General features: G+C 63.9%; 18 protein-coding genes and 1 pseudogene. 13 read left to right on the forward strand and 6 right to left on the reverse strand.

Features of this window, described 5'->3' with window-relative positions; translation table 11 throughout:
* Positions 1 to 63 precede the first annotated feature (63 nt).
* The 4 genes and pseudogenes from AZF01_RS17805 to AZF01_RS17815 form a co-directional block, all read right to left on the reverse strand.
* A complete protein-coding gene (locus tag AZF01_RS17805) occupies positions 64 to 684 on the reverse strand; it encodes an invasion associated locus B family protein (RefSeq protein ID WP_161632999.1) in 621 nt (206 codons plus the stop codon).
* 58 nt (positions 685 to 742) lie between these two features.
* Complete coding sequence (locus AZF01_RS17810; RefSeq protein WP_024706315.1) at positions 743 to 1,501, reverse strand: SapC family protein; 759 nt, start codon at positions 1,499 to 1,501, stop codon at positions 743 to 745.
* Positions 1,502 to 1,789: 288 nt separating this feature from the next.
* Positions 1,790 to 5,893: an autotransporter domain-containing protein gene (locus tag AZF01_RS24505; RefSeq protein WP_371260649.1), complete on the reverse strand. Its 4,104-nt coding sequence runs from the start codon at positions 5,891 to 5,893 to the stop codon at positions 1,790 to 1,792.
* A gap of 1,090 nt (positions 5,894 to 6,983) precedes the next feature.
* Positions 6,984 to 10,100 (reverse strand): annotated as a pseudogene (locus AZF01_RS17815) (beta strand repeat-containing protein); the annotation flags it as partial.
* Positions 10,101 to 10,607: 507 nt separating this feature from the next.
* On the opposite strand from AZF01_RS17815, the gene AZF01_RS17825 reads away from it, so the two are divergent.
* From AZF01_RS17825 to pcaF, 3 genes are read left to right on the forward strand one after another with little or no spacing between them, the layout of a single operon-like run.
* The gene (locus AZF01_RS17825; RefSeq protein ID WP_024706395.1) at positions 10,608 to 11,315 is read left to right on the forward strand and encodes a 3-oxoacid CoA-transferase subunit A; all 708 of its coding nucleotides are present in this window, start codon (positions 10,608 to 10,610) and stop codon (positions 11,313 to 11,315) included.
* Positions 11,312 to 11,995 (forward strand): 3-oxoacid CoA-transferase subunit B, encoded by a 684-nt coding sequence (locus AZF01_RS17830; protein ID WP_024706396.1) that lies wholly within the window; start codon positions 11,312 to 11,314, stop codon positions 11,993 to 11,995. The genes AZF01_RS17825 and AZF01_RS17830 overlap by 4 nt, the downstream gene beginning before the upstream one ends.
* A gap of 3 nt (positions 11,996 to 11,998) precedes the next feature.
* Positions 11,999 to 13,198, forward strand: a complete 1,200-nt coding sequence (gene pcaF, locus AZF01_RS17835) for a 3-oxoadipyl-CoA thiolase (protein ID WP_061449810.1) — start codon at positions 11,999 to 12,001, stop codon at positions 13,196 to 13,198.
* Between the two features lie 98 nt (positions 13,199 to 13,296).
* Here pcaF and pobA read toward each other — a convergent pair whose 3' ends face one another.
* On the reverse strand, positions 13,297 to 14,466 hold the full coding sequence (gene pobA, locus AZF01_RS17840; protein WP_024706393.1) for a 4-hydroxybenzoate 3-monooxygenase: 1,170 nt from the start codon (positions 14,464 to 14,466) through the stop codon (positions 13,297 to 13,299).
* Between the two features lie 193 nt (positions 14,467 to 14,659).
* Here pobA and AZF01_RS17845 point away from each other — a divergent pair, with 193 nt between their 5' ends.
* The 10 genes from AZF01_RS17845 to AZF01_RS17890 all read left to right on the forward strand — a co-directional run bounded on the left by AZF01_RS17845 (position 14,660) and on the right by AZF01_RS17890 (position 24,948).
* Positions 14,660 to 15,424, forward strand: a complete 765-nt coding sequence (locus AZF01_RS17845) for an SDR family NAD(P)-dependent oxidoreductase (RefSeq protein ID WP_061449811.1) — start codon at positions 14,660 to 14,662, stop codon at positions 15,422 to 15,424.
* A gap of 36 nt (positions 15,425 to 15,460) precedes the next feature.
* Positions 15,461 to 16,246, forward strand: coding sequence for a crotonase/enoyl-CoA hydratase family protein (locus AZF01_RS17850; protein ID WP_024707745.1), 786 nt, complete (start codon positions 15,461 to 15,463; stop codon positions 16,244 to 16,246).
* A gap of 82 nt (positions 16,247 to 16,328) precedes the next feature.
* Entirely contained in the window at positions 16,329 to 17,378 is a 1,050-nt protein-coding gene (locus AZF01_RS17855) for a TRAP transporter substrate-binding protein (RefSeq protein ID WP_051423960.1), read from the forward strand.
* A 3-nt stretch (positions 17,379 to 17,381) separates the two neighbouring features.
* Positions 17,382 to 17,933: a TRAP transporter small permease gene (locus tag AZF01_RS17860; RefSeq protein ID WP_024706368.1), complete on the forward strand. Its 552-nt coding sequence runs from the start codon at positions 17,382 to 17,384 to the stop codon at positions 17,931 to 17,933.
* Entirely contained in the window at positions 17,933 to 19,255 is a 1,323-nt protein-coding gene (locus tag AZF01_RS17865; protein WP_024706367.1) for a TRAP transporter large permease, read from the forward strand. The genes AZF01_RS17860 and AZF01_RS17865 overlap by 1 nt, the downstream gene beginning before the upstream one ends.
* Positions 19,256 to 19,267: 12 nt before the next feature.
* Positions 19,268 to 19,750 (forward strand): MarR family winged helix-turn-helix transcriptional regulator, encoded by a 483-nt coding sequence (locus tag AZF01_RS17870; RefSeq protein ID WP_024706366.1) that lies wholly within the window; start codon positions 19,268 to 19,270, stop codon positions 19,748 to 19,750.
* Positions 19,751 to 19,853: 103 nt separating this feature from the next.
* Positions 19,854 to 21,671, forward strand: a complete 1,818-nt coding sequence (locus tag AZF01_RS17875) for a feruloyl-CoA synthase (RefSeq protein WP_024706365.1) — start codon at positions 19,854 to 19,856, stop codon at positions 21,669 to 21,671.
* 11 nt (positions 21,672 to 21,682) lie between these two features.
* Entirely contained in the window at positions 21,683 to 22,558 is an 876-nt protein-coding gene (locus tag AZF01_RS17880; RefSeq protein ID WP_024706364.1) for an amidohydrolase family protein, read from the forward strand.
* A gap of 1 nt (position 22,559) precedes the next feature.
* Positions 22,560 to 24,116, forward strand: coding sequence for an acyl-CoA dehydrogenase family protein (locus tag AZF01_RS17885; protein WP_024706363.1), 1,557 nt, complete (start codon positions 22,560 to 22,562; stop codon positions 24,114 to 24,116).
* A 76-nt stretch (positions 24,117 to 24,192) separates the two neighbouring features.
* Positions 24,193 to 24,948, forward strand: a complete 756-nt coding sequence (locus AZF01_RS17890) for an IclR family transcriptional regulator C-terminal domain-containing protein (protein ID WP_024706362.1) — start codon at positions 24,193 to 24,195, stop codon at positions 24,946 to 24,948.
* Positions 24,949 to 24,951: 3 nt separating this feature from the next.
* Here the strand turns inward: AZF01_RS17890 and AZF01_RS17895 are convergent, their stop codons facing one another.
* Complete coding sequence (locus AZF01_RS17895) at positions 24,952 to 25,812, reverse strand: helix-turn-helix domain-containing protein (RefSeq protein WP_024706361.1); 861 nt, start codon at positions 25,810 to 25,812, stop codon at positions 24,952 to 24,954.
* Positions 25,813 to 25,941: the final 129 nt, after the last annotated feature.

The raw sequence follows: 25,941 nt of genomic DNA on the forward strand, positions 1-25,941 counted from the left end.
CGCACTTCGGCCCGCTTCCGGTCTTTCTCGTCGCTAGGCCCCCCGGCAGAAGGCCTGCCGTGGTCAGTTGACCGGCGGCGCCGCCGAAACCGCCGCGGAGAACCCCTTCATCGAAAGGGGCAGCGCGATTTCCTGGCCGTTCATGATCTTGAAGGAGACCGATGCGGCCTTGGCCGCCTTCAGTTCCTTCATCTGGTCGGCCGAAAGCTCCATGTCGGCGGCACAGACCTGCCCGCAGGTCACATAGGTCATGGTCATGTCCTTGCCCGCCGCGGCCGAGCCGACCGCGCCGCCCTTGACCGGCTGGCCTGCCGGCTCGCCGCCGACGGTGAAGGTCACGCCGGCGCGCAGATCGACATTGGATGGCGTCTGCACCACGAGACGCGGCGCATCCATGCCCGGCAGCGAGCCGACGGCCACCGTCAGGATGCGCTGGACCTGTCCGCCTTCCTGTTGCTGCACATTGAGCGTCTGGGTTGCCTCGCAGACGCGCTGCGGCGGGCCGGGCTCCTTCTCGTCGGCCTTCTGGATCTGCACGAGCATGCAGTGCTGCGACCAGTCCCCGTAGGAAACGGTGGTATCGGAGGCCGCCACCGGCTCCGACTGCTGGGCGCCGGCAGCGGTTGCGAAGAGCATGGCGCCCGCGAAGGCGGCGCCGAAAGCTTTACTGGTGATGATAGTCATGTCTTTCCCCTTGATGTCCCGGTTCATTCGAATGTCATGGCTGAGTGGCCCCGGCCGCTCAGGCCGCCTTGGCGGGCGAAGCCTTTTCGTTGAGTTCCAGCAGCACCTGCCAGTTCTGGGTCGAAGCAAGATGCAGCACGACCGCATCGTTGAAGCCGTTCTTGTGCCAGTCGATCAGCACATCCTGCGGCAGGTTGCGGAACCGGTCTTCGTCAACGACCAGCAGGCCATCGAGGCGGTAATGGCTCTTGTTGGCGAACGACATGTTGACCTGCTTGTCGACCAGAAGGTCCTGCTCCTTGAGGGCTTTGGCGAAGTCATTGCCGCGCAGGCTGGCCTGATGAAAACTGTTGCAGAATTCCATCATCGGCGCCGTCGCCTCGCCGGCCTTGCCGTCCTCGGCGAAGAGCGCCGATCCGTTTTCCGCCTCATCGGCGGGCTTGATGCGGTCACAGCCCTCGTCAAAGCCAAGCACGGTCTGGCTCTTGTCCTCCGACTGGATCAGGATGAAGGGGTAACGGCGGACATAGGCGGGAATATAGACCCCCGCCTGCCACGCGCCGGCGGAGTCGACGAAGAGGTTCTGTCCCTCCTTGAGGCCGGTCACCGCGACTGCGGTGGGCAGAGGGTCGCCCTTGACGAAGACGATCGGGTAATGGCGCGACGCCGGAACGAATTCAGCGGGCGACAGCGGCACCGCATTGGCCTTGGCGGCAAAGGAAAAGTCCTGCTTGCGTTCGAGCACGAGATCCTTGTGGTCCTCGAAACGCAGGACCTGCGGCGCACTGTAAAAGAGCGGGAGTCCATTGTTCTTCATTGTCACCCTTCCTCCTGGACTGAGCTTTCTGTTCATGTGGTTGCAGGATGCAACCTATGCGATATTATATTCAACTTACACGCAAAACAATCCTACATGTAGGAAAGTTTTGCGCGCAGAACCCCGCCCGATGCCGAAAGGCCTTTTGAAGGCACAATCCGCACAGGCACAGCGCCGGACGCTGTTCATGAATGCCTTTTCCGGCGGAATACCGGCAAGAGGTGTACCTTTTCGTGAAGCGACGCCGGGCTTGCCGCCCGGCGCCTGGCCCGCGTCATGCGTGAAGCGCTAGAACCGGATATTGAGCCTCGCTGTGACGTTCTGGCTGCGGTTGCCGCCGGCGAACTGGCCGGTATAGTTGACCCCGACGCTCACCGTGTCGGAGAACTCGGTATCCCAGCCGACGCTCAGGACCGCCTGGTCCTCGGCAAGCGGCGTGCCCGTTACGCCGAAGGGATCAGATCCGGCGAAGGTGAACGCCGCCGTCGGATCAAGATCGCCGAAGCCGTGACGCCAGCCGGCAGATGCCGACAGCCGGTTCTGGTAGCCGCCGAGGTCAAATTCCCACGCGCCCCGCAGACCCACCGTCGTAAACCCGGTGTTCATCGTCTGGCTTTGGTAGGAAAGCGCGGCAATCCCGCCCGTTTCCGTAAACGCGTCCGAATGCTGGTTGATATAGGCCGCATCAACATAGGGCTCCAGCGTGAAGCTGTCGGTCACGTCAAAGCCGTAGCCGAGACCGCCATAGACCTGGAACGTGCCCGCGTCATAACTGCCCGACAGATGGTCGGTGAAGGTCGAGGCATAGACGCTGCGGTTGGTCGAGACGCTGTGCCAGGTATAGGCCGTGCCGAAATCGACCCCGAAGCCGCCCCATTCGCCGCCGCCGTAAAGGCCGAACGTATAGTCGTCGCTCGTGCCCTTGGCATTGTGCGCATCGACCTTGTAGGTCGACTGGCCGAAGCCGGCGACCGCGCCGAAGCGCATGGAGCCGAAGGCCGCCGCATCCGCGCCGAGGAAGAAGCCCCCGACCGAATCCGTCATCTTCGCCGCAACGCCGCTGCCCTCCATGCTCGACCACGCGCCGTAGCCCGCGGCCCAGACCCCGATGCCGCCATTATCCTCCTCGAAGGCGCCGAAGGGCGTGGCAACCGGGCTCGGTTCGGCCGCGTAATTGCTCACCGCCGAAATCCCCGCGCCCGTCGAAACCCCGCCGAGCGAACCGCGCACCTGCTCGCCGGTCGCATTGCGAAGATACCGGCTGCCCGCAACCATCGCCGCATCGCTCGAGGCATAGACATCGCCCGAAAGCTGCGCGAGAACCTCTTCCGCCTCATCAATACGGATGTTCCTCAACGCCCGGAACTCTTCATGCCCGGAAAGGGATCTGATCGACGAAACAACCCCGCATGATTCGCCCGGGAGGCTGACACACACTTCCATCAGGCCAGTCGGACTGAGTTTCAGATAGAGAATGCCAGGATTGGCTGGACGTTCCACAAAACTGAATGAATAATCAAGATTGCCGGCATTGGTCGTGAAATTGGCATTATAGGTCGACCCTTGCGGGGCCTGGATGACTGGATAATAGATAGGAAGGGTGCTGAGGTCCGGTTCCGTGTTTGTGTGCGAGACGGTACCATGGATCGTACCGGTATCGAGGTGGACCTCATTCGCCACCGTGAGCATGCTGACAGAGCCGGAGCCGAAATCGGCGCCTACGACAAATCCGCTCCCGTCGTCCATCATTAGGTTTTGCGCCGTCAAGGTTGTTGCAGGCGGCAGACCGGTCACCGTGCGGGTACCGAATTCAAATAGGCCGCCCGCATGGACATGTACGTCGCCGAAAGCGCCTTGCCCCTCCAGAATGCCGCCGTCCATCACATTGATCGTGCCGAGAAGAGCGGCCGCCGCCGGTGACCCGGCCGGTCCGGTCACATTCAGCGTCACATTCTGCGGCACATTGGTAACCCCGGTGAAGGTATTTGCAGCCGTCAACTGCAGGTTGCCATTTGTTCCCGCATTGACGTTGAACGTCCCGCCGCCGCCGGCGCCGATCGAAGAGATGACGCCGTCAAAGCTCTGGTTGCCGGTCACATTCCAGTTCCAGGTCGCCGTCTGGCTGATGGAGATGTCGCCCGGCACGGCGCCGGCATCGGTCACCTCGAGCGTGCCTTCATTGACCAGCGTATCTCCCTGATAGCTGTTGGCCGTGGTCAGCCCGAGAGTGCCGGGCCCGTTCTTGCTCAATCCGACCGCACCCTGAAGCGCAACCCCGATCGTCGCGGTATAGGGGTTGTTCATGGCATCCTGGCCGACGGTGATGGACGCAGTGGTCGTTCCCGGAAACGCCATCAGAATGAGGCTGTCGGTCACGGCGAGCGGGCGAAGTGAATAGCCGTCGGCATCGAACTCCATGCCCGCGACCTTGATGAACTCGGTCACGGCGCGACTGTCGACGTCGACGGCCCCTCCCGTGGTTGCGAAAATGGCATAGCCACCCTGGGCCCAGGGGCCTGTGGCATCGCCCCGCGGGTTCGTCCAGTTGGTCATGTCTGCGTTCCAGGTCCCGGGGCCGCCGGCGCCGTTCGCCGAGGGCGGCATCGTCGGCTGCTGGTGGACACCGTTCCAGTAGGAATAGGCATCCGGGCCGACAGCCAGAACCAGGGTGCCGGGACCGGCTGAAGTCGCCGTGGCAAGGACCCGATGGAATGTGTTGTTCTGCACGGGCACGCTCGAAACATCGATCGTACTGGGGTCGCCGTTATAGGTGGTTGCGTAGTCGATCAACGGATAGGTGCCATCCGCCAGCATGCCTCCGCCCTGGACGGTCACCATCAGCGTGTTGGTCGAGGTACTCAAGATACCCGTCGCGATCGGCGCCGCTGCCCCGGGGGCAGGCGGCGTGGCATTGAGGGTCACAGCAAGGTTGGCGCCATTCTGGAGGAAGAGAGAAGTCCCTCCCGCCGTCAGTACCGGCTGGCCGGGAGGCGGCGCCTGAAGCGTGCCGTTTCTCTGCACAAGGACAGTACCGCCCAGATCGCCGGTCCCGGTCAGCGTGGCCCCGCCGGCAACCGTGGTCGTACCGGAGAAGCCCGGGCTCTGGCTGTTGAATTCGACCGTGCCGGCCTGAATGTTAAACCGGGCGCGGCTTCCGCCCGAGGTCAGCACGTTTGCGGCTCCGAACGTCATCGTCCCGGTCGCATTGACGGAGAGCGCGGCGCCCGTCACGTTGGCCACATCAATCGCACCCTGAAGCGGCATCGTTGCGCCGCTCAACATCAGCGTCCCGGCCGAAACTGACGTCTGGCCCGTATAAGAACTCACCGCAGCCAGTTCCAGCGTCCCGGGACCATCCTTTTCGAGCTGCGTGCCGGCGGCAAGCTGCGCGAGTTCCACGCCCATCGTGACCGTTGCGCTGGCGTCGGTCACATTGATCTTGACCGGACCGCCGCCGGCGCTGGTCAACGTCAGCGCCCCGCCGGTGAAGCTGTATGGGCCGATATCGAACTCCATTCCGCTGACGAGGATTGGAGCTCCTGTCCCGACCGCGACCGTTCCCGCACGGTCAATGAAATGCGCAACACCGCCAGACACCCAGGGATGATGGCCCGTTCCGTTCGCATCATCGGACCAAGCAACACCGCCCGTCGCGGTCCAGTTGCCGTTCCCGCCGAGTTGGCCTGTGGCGTTCTGGTGGGGGTTCCAGAACTCGTCCGGCGGAGTGCCGACCACCAGCCAGATTGTGTTGTTGTTCGGGTCGGCAAGGGAATAGGTCGCGTTCGGCGTCGCGAAGGTCAAGAGATCGAGCGCTGGCCGATTGCCGACATAAGAGAGAAGTGCATATTGCGTGCCGATCGGCAACGCCGTGCCGCCCGCCGTATTGACCGTGATGACGCCGCCGAGTGCGGCCACAAAGTCGCCGGTCGTGCTGAACAGCGGCATGGTGTTCGGATTGTTGCCGTCGAGCAGAACCACCATGGATGTCGTGGCCGCAGCAAAAGTCAGGCTCGAGCCGAGTTGAAGCGTTGTCCCGTGCGTGCCCGAGATCGCGCCGGTGGCCTGGACGGTGACGGGACCGCCGATCGCGCCGGAGCCCGCTAGCGTCGCGCCGTCAAGCACTGTTGTCGTTCCGAGGAACGAAGTCCCCGAGGCCGAGTTGAAGTTCACCGTGCCCGTGCCGGCGATGTGAAGCGCCGATGCGGCTACGCCGTGCAAGACATTGGTGAAGGTCAGGCCTGCGGCCGGTGCGAACAGGGAAAGCGTGGCGCCGTTTTGACCGCCCACCGTAATGTCGCCGACAACCGAGCCGGGTCCGGTCGCCGCGCCGATCTGGAGCGTGCCGCCGACGATGCTGGTGCCGCCCTGATAGGTCTTGTCGCCGGTGAACACGATGGTTCCGGCCCCGGTTTTTTCTGACGCCGGCCGGACCGTCGAGATTGACCGCGATGGTTGCGGTGACGGCCTGGGCATCGGCGTTGAGGCGCGCCAGATTGTCATCCCAGGCCGATTGCAGCGTGATGGCATCAGTGGCAGTGACGCCGGAAAGCGTATAGCCGCCAACCCGGAAATCCAGCCCCTGCACCGTGATCGTGCCGCTGGTCGTACTGTCGACCGAGACGGCGCCGGTTTGCGGCGTGCCGGCGAAGATCGCGGTTTTGGCCTGCTTCCACGCCACGTGGGCTGTGCCGCCGCTATCGGTCCAGTTCATGGCTGTCGCGGCGGCCTGATCCGCCGTCCATGTGCCGGGACCGCCGATGACCTGAGTCGTTGGCGGCTGTGTGGTCGTGCCGTTCCACCAGACCCCCGCGCTCGTGTCCACATTCGTGCCGGTGCCGACCAGGATCGCGATCCGGCTGCCGACGGACACGACCGTCGCATTGGTGGCGTTGACGTCGATACCCGCGGAAGCGGAAGCGATCTTGATGTCGGAGGCGACGCCGTTGATCGCGGTATAGTCGATCAGGAAATAGGGCTGCTGGCTGGGCGCAAGCACCGGCGCGTTGACCAGAACCACGCCGGCTGCCGTCAGGGTCCCGGTCGAAAACAGGCTGGCAGCGCCCGCCGTCAGGCCGCTGGCCTCGATCGTCGAGGGGCCCGTCATGCCGGCTGCATTCGTCAGCACCAGGCCGCCGGCGCCGGCGCCGAGCGTGAAGGTCGTCCCGCCCGAACCGGCGAGCGTCCCCTCCCCGGCAATCGTGACCGTGCCGCCGAGATTTCCGGTGGCGGACCCGGTCAGGGTCGCGCCGGCCACCACCGTCGTCTGGCCGAGGAAGCCGGCGCTTGCGCTGGTGAAGTTCACCACCCCGGGCCCGTTGACCACGAATTGCGAGGTTGCGTCCGAGGGCTGCAGGACATTGCCGAAGTCAAGCGGCGCGGCGAGGGTGGACGCGGCGTTGGCGTAAACCGAAAGCGTTGCGCCGGCGCTGATGGTGATATTGCCGGTCACCGACCCGTTGGTGGTGCCGTCGCCGAGCTGAAGCGTGCCCTCGGAAACGGTGGTGCCGCCGGAATAGGTGTTGGCCGCCGTCAGGATCAACGTGCCGGTCCCCGTCTTGGAGAGCGGCACGGCATTTCCGCCATCGCCGAGGATGACGCCAACCTTCGCATTATCTGTGGCTGTTCCACTGACCGAGATCGAAACAGCGCCGGGCGTGGCGTCGAGCGTCAGCGTGGAGGTGGCGTCCGTGCCCCTCAATTCGTAGCCGGTTACCGTAAACTGCATGCCGTTGATACTGATCGGCGCGGTGCTGTCGACCGTGACCGTACCACCAGTTTGCGTGAACACGGCGATATCGGCCTCGGACCAGAGAAGCGGCGGCTGTCCGCTGGAATCCGCCCAGCTCATCGTCGTCGCCGCATCCCAGGTACCGCTACCGCCGAAGTTATTGGGTCCCGGCGGCGTCAACGGATGCCAGAAGAGCTGCTGCCCACCGGGCGGACTTGCAATAATGTAGAGGAAACCGGGCGCCCCAGTCGGGTCATTGCCCAATCGGTAGCGGTTCGGGTTGTTCATGAGGGTGAGGTTGCTCGCGCTGCCGGTCGCGGAAGCCGTGAACTGGATCAGGTTATAGCGCTGCCCGACCACGAGATTTGCGGGCAGGAAAACCACATTGCCGGAGGTCATGTTCAGCGTGGTCACGGTAATGAGCGCCGGCGACGGGTTTGCTCCCGGGGCCGGATCGAGCGTCACGTTCAGCGTCGACCCGTTGCCGAGCGTCAGCGCGCCGTTGATCGTCAGGACCGGGGTCGTGGAATAATCTCCCGCGATCGTCCCGGCCTGGCTGACCGTCACATCGCCGTTGATCGTGCCGGTGCCCTTCAGCGTGCCGCCGGTCACCGACACGTTGCCGTTGATCGTGCCGCCGCCGTTCAGCGTGCCGCCGGTCAGCGCCACCGTTCCGCCGAGCACGCTGTTGGCGAGCATATTGAAGGTGCCCGCCGTGACATTCGTCTGCCCCAGGAACGTGTTGCTGTTGCTGGAAAAATCGAGCTGTCCGGCTCCCATCACGTGGAATATGGCCGGATTCGCATTATTGAGAGTAGCGGTCAGGACGTTGGAAAAGGACAGAGCGGGTTGGCTCGCCGCCTGATTGACGGCAAGGGTAGCGCCGGGAGCAATCGTGATGCCGGCCAGAATTGTGCTGTTCGTCGTTCCGTCGCCGAGCTGCAGCGTACCGCCGCTGACCGTGGTGCCGCCGGTATAGGTCTTGTTGCCGACGAAGACGAGCGTGCCAGTGCCGCCCTTCGTCAGGCTGTTCACCGCGGCCGGCACTGGCGCCCTGTTCATGCCGTCGGTGATGTCCACGGCAATTGTCGCCGTCACCGTGTCCACGTCGATTTCGCCGACTGTGTGGAGGCGCGGCGACATTTGAAGCACGCCGCCCGCACCCGCGATCAGGTGATACTCCTGGGCCGAGAACACGAGCCTGTCGAAACCCAGCGAGCCGACAACGGTCACCGTTCCGGCCGTATTGCCCTGGAAATAGCCGACGGAGCCCACCCAGGCAGCCGAATTGGAGCCATCCGGCTGGGTCCAGTTTCCAAGCCCCGCGATCCATGTGCCGGAACCTCCGGTGAGAGGGGTGCTGGTATAGCCGGGTCCAGGCGCTCCGCCGTTCCAGTATTGCGGCGTTTCGCCGGTCACTCTGTCATAGGTGATAAGCCGGATCATGCCCGGCGAACTCACGACGGCATTGGGGTCAACCGCATTGAGTTCATAATCCTTGCCAGCCGGCAGTCCCGTAATTGTCGTGGTTTTGAAGATCGTTCCGGGCACCTGGTTGAGTGCGCCGCCATACTGGAAGATATTGTAGACGGAGGCACTGCCCTGCACGGTGGCCGTGAGCGTGGCCAGGGAGACATCGAGCGCGCCGCTGGTGACGAACAGGGGCTGGCCGGCTGTGGCCTCTTCCAGATCGGCCGTTATTCCCCCCGTCGGGTTCCTCGTGAACTTAACCGATGTGCCGAGCGTGAGCGTGCTGCCCTGACGGTTGTAGAGGGACCCATTGTAGATGAGTTCCACCGCGCCTCCGAGGCTGCCCGTGCCGGAAAGAATACCGGAGATATTCGTGTTGCCGACATAGTCGGGATTGCTGCTGGTCAGGATCAGCTTGTGGGTGGAGTTGCCGTTGCGGATATCAAGTCGCGCATTGGTGTCGCTGGTGGTCTCGGTGTAAATGCGATTGCTGACGGTCTGATCCTGTGTTGCCGAATAGAGGACCAGCGCGCCGGCGTCGGAGACGATGATGTCGCCATTGACCGAGGCATCGTAGTAGGGTGCCGTGTAACCCGAGGCATCCAGGCCGCCCAGCGAGAGGGCGCCGCTCTTGATGTGGGTGTTGCCGGTATATTCCATGTTCGTGACGAATGTGATCAGGCCTCCGCCCTGTGTGCCATCGTTACTCTCGATGTAGAGGTCGGTCACGCTGCCGTCCTGACTGTTGTGGATCGGAACGGCAATGCTTTGACTGTTCTGGACCATGCCGACGATGGTTGCGTGGTTGCCCGTGGCCGGGGCCATGTGGAAGGCGCCGGTGCCCTGAATGACGTAGAAGTTCGAATTGCCCCCGTTGCCGTTCGGCGCGCCGAGATAGATCGTGTCGAAATTGATGTCGCCGACGACGTCGATCACTGGGTGATCCGCGGCCGTGCCGATGAAATAGGCATTGGTGCCCGGGGCGTTGGACCATGTCACGCCAGCCTGGGTGTTGCCGGCGTTCGTCCAGTTCAGGTTTCCGCCGACCGACCATGTGCCGTCGAGGGCGACGATGGGCGAGCCGTCACCAATCACTGCCACCGAGGTCCCGGGCGCATTCCAGTAGAGATCCAGTGCGGATGCCTGCTGCGGCATGCCGCAGTAAAGCGCTGCCCCGCTCGCCAGAAGCAGCGTCGTGAACGCCGTGCCCGACAGGAAACGGGAAAGCGGGCGAGGCTTGTGCCTGCCATCTTTTGTCGCGCCAGCTGCAACATGACCGTTGCTGAAAGGACCCTCAGTCGAACTGCGAAAATTAGCAGACATTCCATTCCCCCGCCTTGATCGCCGGAACAGCCGCGCAGCGGCCGTCACGAATTGCCAAAGATTGCGAGCCATATACATTTATACTAATATATACTTGTATATTGCTCTATATAATCAATATACATTCTGATAATTCAATATTGCAAACTTATTTTTCTGATTTATTACTTGTTACATTGTGAAGAGTGAAGCGTCGGCAGGAAGCTCGCGAGGAAGGTCTCCATCTTTCCGACGCCTGCGCGCAGCTGTGCAGGGGCGAAGGCGTGGGGCATGCCGCGTGGCAGGCTATCTCGTCCTCCTTGCCAATCGCGGCCTGCTGGTGCGGCGTCATTCACGCGGAAATGCTGAACATGGGCCATACCCGCGAAATGCCGGAGGACCTTGCCGCCCGCCTCGCTGCCGAGCAGGCGCTTTCAGGCAAGGCGCGCGTCATACTCCAGAACGAGACGGGATCGGTGCGAGGCGGCCGTTCGCCTGACGAACGCCTTCGATCGTCAGGCGAACAAAATTCGTCATATGAACTTTTAGGCTGACTTTCGTCGCCCTCCTCCCTAAAATCCTGGAGGTCGATAGGAGGTCGACATTATGGACAAGACAATTTCCTCGATTGAAGCAGCCGTTCGGCCGATTTTTGACGGCGCGACCCTCATGATCGGCGGTTTCGGCGGATCGGGCGCGCCGATCGAACTCATTCACGCGCTGATCGACCAGGGCGCCAAGGACCTCACGGTCATCAACAACAATGCCGGCAATGGCCATGTCGGACTTGCGGCGCTGATCGAGCAGAACCGCGTGCGCCGGATGATCTGCTCGTTTCCGCGCTCGTCCAACGCCACTGTGTTCAACGAGCGCTATCTTGCCGGAAAGATCGAGCTGGAACTGGTGCCGCAGGGCACGCTCGCCGAGCGCATCCGCGCCGGCGGCGCCGGCATTCCGGCCTTCTATACGCCGACCGGGTACGGCACCGAACTTGCCGACGGCAAGCCGGTCGCCGAATTCGACGGACGGCCCTATGTGCAGGAGCGCTGGCTGAAGGCCGATTTCGCCCTGATCAAGGCGGAGACCGCCGATACCCACGGCAACCTCACCTACCGCATGGCCGCGCGCAACTTCAATCCGCTGATGGCGATGGCCGCGACAACCACCATCGTCCAGGCGAGCCGCATCGTCGCGCCCGGCGGCATTGACCCCGAACAGGTGATAACGCCGGGCATCTTCGTCTCCTCGGTCGTCGAGGTCGCCGCGCCCGCGCAGGAAGAACTCCTCACCCGGCAGGAGGCCGTCTACCCATGATTTCCGTCGACGACATCAAGCTTTCCAATGCCCAGATCGCCTGGCGCGCCGCCCAGGACATAGAGGACGGCGCCTATGTCAATCTCGGCATCGGCTTTCCCGAAATGGTGGCGAAGTTTCAGCCGGAGGGGCGGCAGGCAATCTTTCACACCGAAAACGGCGTGCTCGATTTCGGGCCCGCGCCGGAACCGGGCGAGGAGGACTGGGACCTCATCAATGCCGGCAAGAAGGCGATCACGCTGCGCCCGGGCACGGCCTTCTTCCACCACGCCGACAGTTTCGCCATGGTGCGCGGCGGCCATCTGGATGTCGCCATTCTCGGCGCCTATGAAGTGGCCGAAAACGGCGACCTCGCCAACTGGTCGACCGGCAAGGGCGGCGTTCCCGCCGTCGGCGGGGCAATGGACCTCGTCCATGGCGCAAGGCGCGTCGCTGTCGTCACCGACCATGTGACCAAGAAGGGCGCGCCGAAACTGGTGAAACGCTGTTCGCTGCCGCTGACGGGGATCGCCTGCGTCACGCGGGTCTATACCTCGCTTGCCGTCATCGATATCACCAACGGCCATTTTGTTCTCCGCGAGAAACTGGCCACCCTGTCCTTTGACGACCTGCAGGCGCTGACCGGCGGGCCGCTTCACGTCGAAGGCGATGTTGCGGAACTCAACGTACCGGAAGTGTGATCCATGAAAGACGTCTATATCTGCGACTATATCCGCACCCCGATCGGCCGTTTCGGCGGCGCGCTTTCCGCCGTCAGGGCCGACGACCTTGCCGCGATCCCGATCCGCGCGCTCATGGAGCGCAGCCCCGCGACCGACTGGTCTTGCGTCGACGAGGTGATTCTCGGCTGCGCCAACCAGGCCGGCGAGGACAACCGCAATGTGGCGCGCATGGCCACCCTTCTTGCCGGCCTGCCGGTGGAGGTGCCCGGCACGACCATGAACCGCCTCTGCGGTTCGGGCATGGATGCCGTCATCACCGCCGCGCGCGCCATTCGCGCCGAAGAGGCGGAGCTGATCATCGCCGGCGGGGTGGAGTCCATGTCCCGCGCGCCCTTCGTGATGCCGAAGGCCGCGACGGCCTTTTCCCGCAATGCGGAAATCTACGACACGACCATAGGCTGGCGCTTCGTCAACTCTGAGATGAAGGCGCGCTACGGCGTCGATTCCATGCCGGAGACCGGCGAAAACGTGGCGGAGGACTTCTCGATCAACCGGGAGGACCAGGACGCCTTTGCCTGCGCCTCGCAACAAAAGGCCGCCCGCGCGATGGACAACGGCCGACTGGCGCAGGAGATCACGCCGGTCTCCATCCCCCAGCGCAAGGGCGAGCCGAAGATCGTCGCGCGCGACGAGCAGCCGCGCCCGGAAACGACCGTCGAGGTGCTTGCCCGTCTTCCCACGCCCTTCCGCGCCGGCGGAACGGTGACGGCAGGCAATGCCTCGGGCGTCAATGACGGAGCGGCGGGGCTCATCCTTGCAAGCGAGGAAGCCGCCGTCAGGCACGGCCTCAACCCGATCGCCCGCCTCCTCGGGGGCGCAACCGCCGGCGTCGCACCGCGCATCATGGGCTTCGGTCCGGCAATCGCGGCGCGCAAGCTGATGCGCCGGCTCGGGTTAAAGACCGGAGATTTTTCCGTGATCGAGCTCAACGAGGCCTTTGCATCGCAGGCGCTCGCGACTTTGCGCGACCTCGGCATTGCCGATGACGATCCGCGCGTCAATCCGAACGGCGGGGCGATCGCGCTCGGCCACCCGCTCGGCATGTCCGGCGCGCGCATCACCGGCACCGCGATGCTGGAACTGAAGCCGGGAGAGAAGGCGCTGTCCGCCATGTGCATCGGCGTCGGCCAGGGTATTGCCGTCGCGCTCGAGCGGCTTTGACGCATTGCACGTGAATATCGGCCCGGCTCCCGTGCAGAGGAACCGGGCCGACGAAGAAAAGGCGCCGGCGGCGAAATCGACGCCGGCCCAAGGACGCCTCAGTAAGGCAGGCCCACATAGTTTTCGGCAAGCTCCCGTCGCGCCGTTTCAGACTGCGAGAGATGCAGAAGGCTCGCCTTGCGCATCTCGGCGGCAAAACTGTCCTCGCCGTCGAAGCGGTGCAGCAGCATGGTCATCTGCCAGCTGAAACGCATGGCCTTCCAGATGCGTTGCAGCGCCCGGCCGGAATAGGCGTCGATGCCCGCAGGAGAGCCGGAACCGAAGCGTTCGACGAGCGCATGGAAGAGATACCAGACATCGGAGGCGGCGAGGTTCAGACCCTTGGCGCCGGTCGGCGGCACGATATGGGCCGCATCGCCGACGAGGAAGAGATTGCCCCAGCGAAGCGGCTCCGAAACGAAGGAGCGCAGCGGTGCGATGCTCTTCTCTATCGACGGTCCTGTCACCAATCGTGCGGAGACATCGCTCGGCAGGCGGCGTCTCAATTCCTCCCAGAAGGCCGCATCCGACCAATCCTCGGCCTTGTCGGAAAGCGGAACCTGCACGTAGTAGCGGCTCAGCGCCTTGCTGCGCATGGAGGCGAGCGCGAAGCCGCGATCGGAATTGGCGTAGATCAGTTCTTCATGCACCGGCGGCGTGCGCGACAGGATGCCGAGCCAGCCGAAAGGATAGACACGCTCGAATTCCCGGCGCTTCTCTTCGGGAATGGTGCGGCGGGACACGCCGTGAAAGCCGTCGCAGCCGGCGACATAGGAACAGGCGATCGCCTTGCGTTCTCCCTCATGGGTGAAGCTTACCGTCGACTGCGCCTGATTGAGATCGTCAATCACGACATCTTCCACCCCATGGAAAATCGGGGTCCCCGTGGCGTCCTGCGCAGCGTAGAGATCGGCGGTCACCTCGGTCTGGCCATAGACCATGACCTTGTGACCGGTGAGCCCGGCAAAATCGATGCGCACCTGAAGATCATTGTCTGAGAGCACACAGCCGTCATGGGCGATACCCTCGGCGTCCATGCGCTGGCCGACGCCGGCCTCGCGCAACAGTTCGACCGCGCCCCATTCGAGAATGCCGGCGCGGATGCGCGAGAGAACGTGATCGCGGCCGGCGCGCTCCAGAACGACTGTTTCTATGCCCTGGCGGTTCAGAAGCTGGGACAGAAGCAGACCGGACGGCCCGCCTCCGATGATGGCAACCTGGGTTTTCATGAAAGACCTCCTCCGTCCTCGCTGCCTCGACGTTAGCGGGACGACGAGAGACAGGAAATGCACGAAAGCGGCATTGAATGGCACTAATCATGCATTTATGCGGATCATCAAAAAATATGATATTTTCAAAACTGTTCATTGACAAAACAATTTAAAGCTGGCTCTACTTGCGATCGGGAGTTGAGGAGAATGCATGAAGATCGAAGGTGAAGTGGCGCTGGTCACGGGGGCCGCGAGCGGCCTGGGCGAGGCAACGGCAAAAAGACTTGCCGCACGCGGCGCAACGGTCGTTGCGGTCGATCTCTCGGCTGAGGCCGCCGAGAAAACGGCAGCAGCCATCGGCGGTGTCGGCTATGGCGCCGATGTTTGCGATGCGACGGCCATTGAGACGGTTTTCACCGCCGTCACCGGCGCGTTCGGCGCGCCGCGGATCGTGGTGTCCTGCGCCGGGATCGGCACGGCAACGCGCATCCTGCCGCGCGACGGATCGCTGACGATCGACACCTTCGAACGCACGGTTCGGGTCAATCTTGTAGGCACCTACACCGTGATGAATATTGCCGCCCGGGCCATGGCCGCTGCCGAGCCGATCGACGAAGACGGCGCGCGCGGCGTTATCGTCAACACCGCCTCGGTCGCCTATGAGGACGGGCAGATCGGCCAGGCGGCCTATTCCGCCGCCAAGGGCGGGGTCGCCTCGATGACGCTGCCGGCAGCCCGCGAGCTCGCCCGCTTCGGCATCCGCGTCATGACCATCGCGCCAGGCCTGTTCGAGACCCGCATGAGCGCCGGTCTGCCGGACGATGTCCGCGCGGAAATCCTTGCGAGCGTGCCCTTTCCGAGCCGGATGGGCCTGCCGGATGAATATGCGCGGCTGGTGGAGCAGATCGTCGAAAACCCGATGCTGAACGGTTCGGTGATCAGGCTCGACGCCGCAGCGCGGATGCCGCCGAAATAAAAGCCGGCAAGACGAATTCGAGAAAGAGCAGAACGCATGACGAAGACCCGTTTCGAGAGCACCGAAATCCTGACCATCGAGATCGACGGCCCGGTCGCGACCCTGACCATGAACCGGCCCGAAAAGCGCAATGCCATGTGCGATGCGCTGCTGGACGCGCTTGACGCGTTTTTCAGCAAGCCGCCGGAGGATATCCGCGTCGTCATCCTGACCGGTGCGGGCGGTCACTACTGCTCCGGGCTCGACCTTGCCGAACACGTCTCCCGCGACGCCGAAAGCACGATGTATCATTCGCGCAACTGGCACCGGGTGATGGAGCGCATCCAGTTTTCCGGCCTGCCGGTCGTCTCCGCCATGTTCGGCGCGGTGATCGGCGGCGGGCTGGAGCTTGCATCCGCCACCCATGTGCGCATCGCCGAGCCCTCGACGATCTTCCAGCTGCCGGAGGGCATGCGCGGCATCTTCGTCGGCGGCGGCGCAACCGTCGGCGTCGGTCGCATTCTCGGCCCCGACCGGATGCGCGAGATGATGCTGACGGGACGCACCTACAATGCCGAGGAAGGCCTGATGCTGGGGCTCACCCATTACAGCATCGGCGAAGGCGAGGCATTGCCCCTGGCCCGCCGGCTTGCAGCAAAGATCGCGAAGAACGCCCAGCTTTCGAATTACATGATGATCCAGGCGATCAGCCGGATCGCAGACATGCCGCGCGCGGACGGGCTCTTTGCCGAAAGCCTGTGCGCGGCCGTATCGCAGACGAGCGCGGATGCCGAGGAAGGCCTCAACGCTTTTCTGCAGAAGCGCGCGCCTGTCTTTCGCTAGACCGGCTCTTCGCCGGCAGGGAGAGAGGCGGGCGGAAACACACGCGCATATCGTCCAGTCATCTACAGGGAGGAGAACCGTCATGACTGACAAGTTGAAAATGACCCGCCGCACGGCGCTGGCCGCATTGGGCACGGCGCTGGCCGCCCCCGTTTTCCTGCGCCAGGCGCATGCGGCGGAAGTGACGCTCAAGCTGCACCACTTTCTGCCCGCCATGGCGCCGGTGCAGAGAAACGTGTTCGAACCCTGGGCCAAGGAACTGGCCGAGGCTTCCAACGGGGCGATCGAGGTGCAGATCTTTCCGGCCATGCAGCTCGGCGGCAAGGCGCCGCAGCTTGCCGATCAGGCCCGCCAGGGCATCGTCGACATCGCCTGGACGCTGCCGGTCTATACGCCGGACCGCTTTCCGGTGGCCGAGACCATGGCGCTGCCCTTCATGGTGACGGACGCGGAAAAGACTTCCGTTGTCATGGACACGCTGATGCGCGAATTCGGCCAGGACGAATACAAGGGCATGAAGCCGCTCGCCTTCCACACCCATGCCGGCGGCAAGCTGCACACCCGCGACAAGGGTATCACCTCGACCGCCGACATGGCCGGCATGCGGCTTCGCGCGCCGAACCAGTCGACGGGCGAAATGCTGACGGAACTCGGCGCGGAGGTGGTGTTCTTCCCCGTCACGGAAATGGTGGTCGGCCTTTCCAACGGCGTGATCGACGGCTGCTGCCTGCCCTTCGAGGTCGTTCCGGCCTACAAGCTGCAGGAACTGACCAGCTATTCCGCCATGCCCGCCCCGGGCGCGCGCGGCATCTACACCAACACCTTCTCGCTGGTGATGAACGAGCGCGCCTATGAGGCCATGCCCGAGGATGCCCGCAAGGTGCTTGACGACCATTCCGGACCCACGCTCTCGAAACGTCTGGGCGCCTCTTTCGACCAGGCGGAAGCCGGCGGCGAAAAGGTCGTCCGGGAGCATGGCAACGAGATCGTCGAAATCCCGGCGGATGTGATCGCCGAATGGCGCAAGGTCTCCGAGCCGATCGTCGCCAACTGGCAGAAGAAGCTCGACGACAAGGGCTATGACGGCGCGGCCATCATCAACCGCGCCAACGCACTGCTGGACCAGGGCTGATTGATGGCGGAGAAAACCCCATCCGGCCTCAAGAAGCGGGGGGCATCGCGCCCCCGCTTCGCCTGGCTCTACCGGCTTTGCCTTGTCGCGGCCGGCGCGGGCGGGCTCGCCGCCTTCGCTGCGGCATTGATGGTCACGCTTTCGGTGCTGATGCGCATTTTCGGCTTCGGCGGCATCCGCGGCGATTTCGAAGCGGTTGAACTCGTCTGCGCGGCCTGCGCCTCGCTGTTCCTGCCCTACTGCCAGTTCACGAAGGGCCATGTGATGGTCGATCTGTTCACCAACTGGCTTCCCGCCGCCGGCCAGCGTCGTCTCGACGGTTTCTGGACCGTTCTCTTCGGGCTCGGCTGGTCGGTCATCTGCTGGCGGCTGACCCATGGCCTGGAGACAATCCACGGCTATGGCGACCGCACCATGCTGCTCGGCTTTCCTCTGTGGCTGATCTATCTGCCCGCCGTCGCCGGGACAGGGCTTTCGGCGCTCGTCGCCTTCATCATCGGCATTGACGATCTGGTCAACGGTCGCGCAAGCAATCCCATGACGGAGGGCGCGTGATGGAACCGATGACCATCGCGCTCGGCATGATCGTCATCCTGCTGGCGCTGATCTTTCTCAGAATGCCGATCGCGCTTGCCATGGGCGGCGTCGGCGCGGCAGGCTACATCCTGCTCGGCGGCGCCTCAAGCCTCATCTTCTATCTCGACACTGCCTGGGTCGACAAGTTCATGTCCTATGAGCTGGCGATCGTGCCGCTCTTCATCCTGATGGGTCACATCGCCACCCGCAGCGGCATTTCCGCGAAACTCTTCGGCGCTTCGAATGCCTGGATCGGGCATTTTCGCGGGGGGCTCGCCATGGCGGCCGTTGCCGGCTGCGCCATGTTCGGCTCGATCTCGGGCTCCTCGCTCGCCACCGCCTCGACCATGGCCCGGGTGGCGCTGCCGGAAATGCGCAAGCACGGCTATTCCGGCGCTCTGTCTGCCGGCTCGCTGGCCGCCGGCGGCACGCTCGGCATCCTCATTCCGCCCTCGGTAGTGCTGATCATCTATGCGCTTCTGACCGAGCAGAACATCGTCAAGCTGTTCTTGGCGGCAACCATTCCGGCGACGCTCGCCGTCATCGGTTTCTTCATCGCGATTGCGGTCTTCGTCCGGCTCTTCCCCGAGCAGGGACCGAACCACGACCCCGTGCCCTATCGCGAGCGTTTCCGCGCCGTCCTCGGCATCTGGCACATCGTCGGCATCTTCGTCGTCGTGCTCGGCGGCATCTATGGCGGCTTCTTCACGCCCGCCGAGGGCGCATCGGTGGGTGTGGTGCTGACATTGCTGGTTGGCGTCCTGACGGGAGGCCTCACAGTCCGCGACCTGATCGGTTCGCTGATCGACACCGCCGCCGCCTCGGCAATGATCTTCGCCATCGTCTTCGGCGCGGACATCTTCAACGTGGCGCTGGCGCTGAGCCGCATGCCGACGGACATCGCCGCATGGTTCGCGCAGTCGGGCCTGCCGCCGATGACGGTGATGCTGGCGATCGTGCTCTTCTACCTCGTCATGGGCTGCGTGATGGACAGCCTGTCAATGATCCTGCTGACCGTGCCGGTCTTCTTTCCGACGGTCATGGCGCTTGACTTCGGCCTGACGCCCGAGCACACGGCGCTGTGGTTCGGCATCATCACGCTTGTGGTGGTCGAGGTGGGGATGATCACGCCGCCGGTCGGCATGAACCTCTTCGTCATCTCGTCCATGGCGAAACACATACCGCTGAAGACCATCTTCGGCGGCACCATACCCTTCATCCTGTCGGAGCTGTTGCGGATCATCCTGCTGATCGCATTTCCGGCGCTCAGCTTCTGGCTCGTGGACATCGTCGCGGGCTGAGAGAGGACAGACATGGCCAGACCAGAAAAAAACGACCCGGCAGAGGCCGACCGCAACGCGCCGGCCGCGACCGACGACATGCTGCGCGCGTTCATAGGCTACAACATGAAGCGGAGCTTCATCGTTGTCCGCGAGGACCTGCATCGCGTGCTGGAGCCGCTCGGCCTCAAGGTCGCGACCTTTTCGGCGCTCTCGGTCGTCGTCGAGAACCCGGATATCTCACAGTCTCAACTTGCCCAGGTGCTGAAGCTGGAGCGCTCGGGCATGGTGGTGCTGGTCGATTCACTGGAAGGCGACGACCTGATTTCGCGCAACCGCGTGCCCGGCGACAGGCGCACCTATGCGCTGCGCGCCACGCCGAAGGGTCGTCGGTTATGGGAGAAGGCCCGCGCCGTGGCGACCGCGCATGAGGCCGCGCTGTTCGGCCCCGTCCTGGATGAGAAAGAGCGCGCGCTCCTCCTGAGCCTGCTCCAGCGGGTGAGCCGCGCGCTTTGAAGAAGCGCGAAGGGTCGGAGGAGGCCTTTCGCCGTCAGCGAACATATCGAGAGGAGAGGAGGTCCGCGGCTTTGTCTGCCGGAAACCCTCGGGAGGATGAGACATGGAAGCTAGCGCAAAGGACCTGACGCTGGTCGCGCATTCAGTGCACATCGAAACACGCGGCGACGGCACGCTGCTGGCCACATCCAACGTGGCGCTTGACCCGGTTGTCCGCCATACCGGCGAATGGCTGGAGACATGGGCGCGGGACGCGCCAGACCGCACCTTCCTCGCCGAAAGGTCGGGCGACGGCTGGCGCGAGCATGGCTACCAGGACGTGCTGGAGATGGTTCGCGCGCTTGCCGCGGGCCTTATTGCGCGCGGCTTCGGGTCGGAACGGCCGATCCTGATCATGTCCGGCAACGGCGTCGATCACGCGCTCCTGTCGTTTGCCGCTCAATATGCCGGCATTCCGACGGCCCCGCTTGCCGAACAATATTCTCTGATCGAGGAAGCCCACGGCCGGCTCGCCTATGCGATCGCCAAGATCAACCCGGCGCTCGCCTTCGTCGATGACGCCGGCAAGTTCGCTGCCGCCCTTTCGCGGCCGGAGTTCGATCATATTCCCGTGGTCGCGGTAAGGACCGAAGGCGCGCCGCGCCCCGTGATTGCCTTCTCCGACCTGATGCGGGGCGATCCGGCGGTCGATCTGGAAGCCGCCCATGCCAGGGTCGGGCCCGACACGCTGGCGAAACTGCTTTTCACCTCCGGATCGACCTCCAACCCCAAGGCGGTGATGACGACCCAGCGGATGATGTGTGCCAATCAGAGCCAGATGGCCTCGGTCCTGCCTTTCCTGAAGGAGCGTCCGCCGGTCATCTGCGACTGGTTGCCGTGGAACCACGTCTTCGGCGGCTCGCACAATGTCAACATGATGCTCGCCCATGGCGGCAGCCTCTATATCGACCACGGCAAGCCGACGGCGCGCGACATTGGCACGAGCATCGAGAACATCAAGATGCATCCGGGCAATCTCGCCTTCAACGTGCCGGTCGGCTTTTCCATGCTGGTCCACGCCATGGAGAAGGACCTTCACCTGCGCGAAGCCTTCTTCAGCGACCTCGACATGCTGTTTTACGCCGGCGCCTCGCTGCCGCAGGACATCTGGACGCGGCTTGAAGACATGGCGATGGAGGTGCAGGGCCGCCTGCCGCTGATGATCGCCTCCTGGGGCATGACGGAGACTGCGCCTGCAACCATCATGCTGCACGAGCAGATCGGCCGTTCCGGGGTGGTCGGTGTGCCGCTTCCCGGAACCGAAGTCAAACTGATACCCGACGCGGAAATGCGCTGCGAACTCCGAGTCAAGGGCATCAACGTCATGCCCGGTTATTTCGGCGACCCTGAGAAGACCACCGAAAGCTTCGATGAGGAAGGTTTCCTCATCACCGGCGACGCGCTGCGCTTCGTCGACCCCGACGATTACGACCGGGGACTTTATTTCGATGGCCGCGTCTCCGAGGATTTCAAGCTGATGACGGGCACCTGGGTGCAGGCCGGAAAGCTTCGCCTGGAAGCGCTGGAAGCGCTGAAGGGCCAGGTGCGCGACGTCGTCGTCTGCGGCCACGACCGCGGCGAGATCGGTCTTTTCATCTTTCCCAATCCCGATGCCGTGCACGACGGCAACACATCGGAGGGCGCGGTCATCGACGCGCATCTGCAGGCGGCGATCCACTGGGAGCTTCGGCTTCTGGCGCGCAAGGCCACGGGTTCGGCCCGGCGCATCGCCCGCGCCATCATTCTCGCCGAGCCGCCGAGCCTGAAGGACGGCGAAGTCACTGACAAGGGCTCGCTCAACACGCGCAAGATCATCACCCGCCGTGCGGAACTTCTCGAACGGCTCTATGATAACCAGGACCCGGCCCTGATCCGGGTCTGAAGGACAAAGACATGGTTGATTTCTCCAAGGTTCGCGCCATCGATTTCCATACCCACGCCGAGGAAAGCTGCGGCTGCCACGCCGATGACGGCTATGACGATCTGCAGTCGGCGATGGCGAAATACTTCAATGCGCCCTGGTCCCATCCGCCGACCATTCCGGAAACGGCGGCGCATTATCGCAAGATGAACATCGCGGCCGTGATCTTCCCCGTCGATGCCGAGCGCGAGACCGGCTACCGCCGCTACAACAATTACGAGGTGGCCGAGGCCTGCGCCAAGGAAAGCGATATCCTGATCCCCTTCGCCTCGATCGACCCGGCCAAGGGCAAGCTCGGCGCGCGCGAGGCGCGTGATCTGGTGGAAAACCACGGCGTCCAGGGCTTCAAGTTTCATCCGACCATGCAGGGCTTTTATCCGAACGACCGGATGGCCTATCCGCTCTATGAGGCGATCGCCGAGACCGGCAAGCCCTCGTTGTTTCACACCGGCCAGACCGGCGTCGGCTCCGGCATGAAAGGCGGCAACGGCATGCGGCTGAAATATTCCGATCCGATGTATATCGACGATGTCGCCGTCGACTTTCCGGACATGCCCATCATTCTCGCCCACCCCTCCTTCCCCTGGCAGGAGGAGAGCCTGTCGGTCGCTCAGCACAAGCCGAATGTCTATATTGATCTCTCCGGCTGGAGCCCGAAATATTTCCCGGAAATCCTGGTGCGCTACGCCAATACCTTGCTAAAAAAGAAGATGCTGTTCGGATCGGACTGGCCGATGATCGCGCCGGAAAAATGGCTCGACGCCTTCGACAAGGCTGCATTCCGCGACGAGGTGCGGCCGCTGATCCTGAAGGAAAACGCCATGCGGCTTCTGGGCGTGGAGGCCTGAGATGATCCCGTTTTCTGCTCCCGTTGATGATATCCTTTTCTCGCTGCGTGATGTCGCCCGCGCCGACCGTCTGCCCGAATGGGACGACGCGCTCGCCGGCGAGATCATCGTCCATTTTGCCGATTTTGCCCAAGGCGTGATCGCCCCGATCAACGCAACGGGCGATGCCGAGGGCTGCCGTCTGGAAGACGGCCGGGTGAAGATGCCGGAAGGCTTTGCCGATGCCTTTCGCCAGTTGGCAGACGGTGGCTGGCAGGGTCTCACAGCGCCCGAGGATTTCGGCGGCATGGGCCTTTCGCCGGTCATCGCATCCGCCGTTTCGGAGATTTTCTCCGGCGCCAACCACGCATTGCAGATGGTCTCGAGCCTCGTGCCGGCGGCCGTCGAGACGCTGTTGCGTTTCGGCACCGAGAAGCAGCAACAGGACTGGATCCCGTCGCTGATTGCGGGAGAGACGCTGTCGACCATGTGCCTGACCGAGCCCGGCGCCGGCTCCGATCTCGGCCGCATCCGCACCACGGGCCGCAGGGATGGGCAAGACTGGAGGCTGAACGGCGAGAAGATATTCATCTCCGGCGGCGATCAGGACATCTCCGACAACATCCTGCATCTTGTGCTTGCCCGCACGGGCGCGGCCGAGGACGGGGTGAAGGGCCTGTCGCTGTTCCTGTGCGACAAACAAGGCGCCGGCGACGCAATCAAGATCACCCGGATCGAGGAGAAGCTCGGTCTCCACGCCTCGCCCACCTGCCAGATGGCGTTCGACGACACGCCGGCCGAACTGATCGGCGTCGAGGGCGAGGGCCTGAAGGCGATGTTCACGGTGATGAACCATGCGCGCATCGACGTTTCGCTGCAGGGCGTTGCCCATGCCGCGCGCGCATCCGCGATTGCAACGGCCTATGCCGGCGAACGCCAACAGGGCCGCAAACCCGATGGCAGCCCGGCCATGCTCTCGGACCATGCCGATGTGCGACGGATGCTCGACGAACAAAGGGCGTTGACGCTCGGAAGCCGCGCCATGTGCCATGTGGCGCTGGTGGAAATGGCGCTTGGAGAACGCCCGGCACTGGTCGATTTTCTCACCCCCGTCTGCAAGCTGTTTTCGTCCGAGGCCGGCATCCGCGCCGCCGATCTCGGCATCCAGGTGCTCGGCGGCTATGGCTATCTCACCGAATACGGCCTGTCGCAGGTCTGGCGCGATGCGCGCATCACCGCCATCTATGAAGGCGCAAACGGCATCCACGCGCTGACGATGGCAACGCGGGGCTTGCGCTTTGCCGGCGGCGCGGGGGCCGACGCCTTTGCCGCCTTGATCTGTGAGCTCGCCGGCGACGAGACGGAGGTGATCGCACTTCTGTCCGCCTGGCAGGACTGGCGCGCGCGACTTGTCGCCGCCGATGATCCGTCGCAGGAGGCCCATGACTTTGCCGTGCTGACCGCGAACCTCTTCTACAGGGCCGTCTGGTGCCGCATCGCCGCCGCCGCTGCCGAGGATGCCGCCGTGACCGCACTGAAACGCCACGTCCTGGAAGCGCCCCTGCCCGTCCGGCTCTAGCTTTCCGACGCTTGCCGGCAACGGTTGCACAATGCACAATGCGTCGACTGTTCGCATTGTGCACACAGGACCGACCATGGACAGGCCGACCGATACCATTGCCTCCTTCGCCAAGGGCCTGCGCGTCATAACCTGTTTCGGCGCGGAAACGCCCCGGCTTTCCATCGCCGAGGTATCGGCGGCAACCGGACTTGACCGGGCCACTGCGCGGCGTTGCCTGCTGACGCTGCATGCCGAGGGCTATGCGAGTTATGACGGCAAGTATTTCGCGCTGACGCCGCAGGCCCTGAGGCTCGGCATGAGCGCGCTTAACGCACTGCCGCTGCCGCAACGGGTCCAGCCCTGGCTCGACCAGTTGTCCGAGCGGATCGGCCAGTCCTGCTCGGTTGCCATTCTCGACGGCACCGAGATCGTCTATATCGCGCGCGCAGCCCAGCGGCGGGTGATGTCTATCGGACTGATGCCCGGTTCCAGACTGCCCGCTCACTGCACCTCCATGGGACGCGTCCTGCTGGCGGCCCTTCCCGAGGCGGAGGCGCGGGCGCGGATCGAAAGCGCGGATCTTTCGCCGCGCACGCCGGCGAGCCTCTCCTCGCCCGACGAGATCATGGAGCGGATCGCCGCGGCGCGGCACGACGGCTTCGCCCTCATTGATCAGGAAGTGGAGACCGGCCTGCGCTCGATCGCCGTTCCCATCATCGACGGGCGCGGCCAGACGCTCGCCGCGCTCAACACCGGCATGGCGGTGACCGCCGAGCCGGCTGAAACGCTGGTCGAGACCTATCTTCCGCAGCTATTGAAAATGCAGCAGAACCTCAGCCGCATTGTCTGACGCTCAATCCGCCGCAGTGGAAAACCGCTCGCGATAGTCGCTCGGCGTCACCCCCTTCAACACCCTGAACCGGCGCGAGAAATAGGAGGGATCGCGATAGCCGAGCCTGTAGCCGATCTCGGCTACGGGCTCGCGCGTGAAGGCGAGCAGGCGGCAGGCCTCGGCAAGGACGGCGTTTTCGATGTAATCTGTGGCGCTCTGCCCGACGGTTTCCCGACAGATGCGGCTCAGATGGCCGGTGGTGATGGACAGCGCGCGGGCATAATCCTTCGGCCGCCAGCGATCGCCGCGATGTTCGGCCATCAGGGCATCAAGGCGGCGGCGCTGGCGCTCGTAACCCGAGGCGGCCGGATCGCGCGCATCGGCCTGCACTGCGGCGATTGCGGCAAGAAAGGCCTGGGTGAGCCCGACCAGCACGGCATTGCGATAGGGCCGGGCCGCGCGGAAACAGCCGGTCAGTTCACGCAGAATGCCAAGCGAAACCGCGTCGGCTGCGCCGCAGAAGGGACGGGCAAAGCGCTCGCCGAGTTCGGCGGAGGATGAGGCGATGCCCGAAAGCACGAAGGCCGGGATGGAAATCACATGCCCGTCCGATCCGCCGGCAATGCCGAGCGCGTGCACAACCTGCGGCGCGATATAGTGAAACCGCCCGTCGCCGAGCAGATGCGTCTCCTCATCGATCCGGATCGCCGCCTCGCCGCGATGCATGATGAAGACCTGCGCCATCTGCCCGTGACGATGGGCGCCGATATGCCAGTCATGCTGCGGCGCGCGGTCGCGAAAGCGCTCACAATGAACGACATCCGGAAAGGGCGCCGTCTCTCCGAAAAGGCTGAAAACCGGTATGTCGCGCGTCTTATCCATGCACGCTTTCTACCAGTTTTCAGCGCGCCCGTCGCCCCTCGCCTCGTCAACCGGCCGCAACGAAGCGCGGCAGACATCAGATGCCCGGGCAACTCAAAGCACCGGCGGCGGCAAGGATTTGTCCTGGCG

Source organism: Martelella sp. AD-3 (genome assembly GCF_001578105.1).
In the GTDB taxonomy this organism is placed as follows: Bacteria; Pseudomonadota; Alphaproteobacteria; order Rhizobiales; family Rhizobiaceae; genus Martelella.

Excerpts from the sequence above, each read along its gene's own strand:
- AZF01_RS17830 (WP_024706396.1), top strand. The coding sequence starts at position 11,312 with ATGATTTCCGTCGACGACATCAAGCTTTCCAATGCCCAGATCGCCTGG.
- AZF01_RS17805 (WP_161632999.1), bottom strand. The coding sequence starts at position 684 with ATGACTATCATCACCAGTAAAGCTTTCGGCGCCGCCTTCGCGGGCGCC.
- pcaF (WP_061449810.1), top strand. The coding sequence starts at position 11,999 with ATGAAAGACGTCTATATCTGCGACTATATCCGCACCCCGATCGGCCGT.
- AZF01_RS17850 (WP_024707745.1), top strand. The coding sequence starts at position 15,461 with ATGACGAAGACCCGTTTCGAGAGCACCGAAATCCTGACCATCGAGATC.
- AZF01_RS17890 (WP_024706362.1), top strand. The coding sequence starts at position 24,193 with ATGGACAGGCCGACCGATACCATTGCCTCCTTCGCCAAGGGCCTGCGC.
- AZF01_RS17825 (WP_024706395.1), top strand. The coding sequence starts at position 10,608 with ATGGACAAGACAATTTCCTCGATTGAAGCAGCCGTTCGGCCGATTTTT.
- AZF01_RS17875 (WP_024706365.1), top strand. The coding sequence starts at position 19,854 with ATGGAAGCTAGCGCAAAGGACCTGACGCTGGTCGCGCATTCAGTGCAC.
- pobA (WP_024706393.1), bottom strand. The coding sequence starts at position 14,466 with ATGAAAACCCAGGTTGCCATCATCGGAGGCGGGCCGTCCGGTCTGCTT.
- AZF01_RS17865 (WP_024706367.1), top strand. The coding sequence starts at position 17,933 with ATGGAACCGATGACCATCGCGCTCGGCATGATCGTCATCCTGCTGGCG.
- AZF01_RS17845 (WP_061449811.1), top strand. The coding sequence starts at position 14,660 with ATGAAGATCGAAGGTGAAGTGGCGCTGGTCACGGGGGCCGCGAGCGGC.
- AZF01_RS17860 (WP_024706368.1), top strand. The coding sequence starts at position 17,382 with ATGGCGGAGAAAACCCCATCCGGCCTCAAGAAGCGGGGGGCATCGCGC.
- AZF01_RS17870 (WP_024706366.1), top strand. The coding sequence starts at position 19,268 with ATGGCCAGACCAGAAAAAAACGACCCGGCAGAGGCCGACCGCAACGCG.
- AZF01_RS17855 (WP_051423960.1), top strand. The coding sequence starts at position 16,329 with ATGACTGACAAGTTGAAAATGACCCGCCGCACGGCGCTGGCCGCATTG.
- AZF01_RS17895 (WP_024706361.1), bottom strand. The coding sequence starts at position 25,812 with ATGGATAAGACGCGCGACATACCGGTTTTCAGCCTTTTCGGAGAGACG.
- AZF01_RS17885 (WP_024706363.1), top strand. The coding sequence starts at position 22,560 with ATGATCCCGTTTTCTGCTCCCGTTGATGATATCCTTTTCTCGCTGCGT.
- AZF01_RS17810 (WP_024706315.1), bottom strand. The coding sequence starts at position 1,501 with ATGAAGAACAATGGACTCCCGCTCTTTTACAGTGCGCCGCAGGTCCTG.
- AZF01_RS17880 (WP_024706364.1), top strand. The coding sequence starts at position 21,683 with ATGGTTGATTTCTCCAAGGTTCGCGCCATCGATTTCCATACCCACGCC.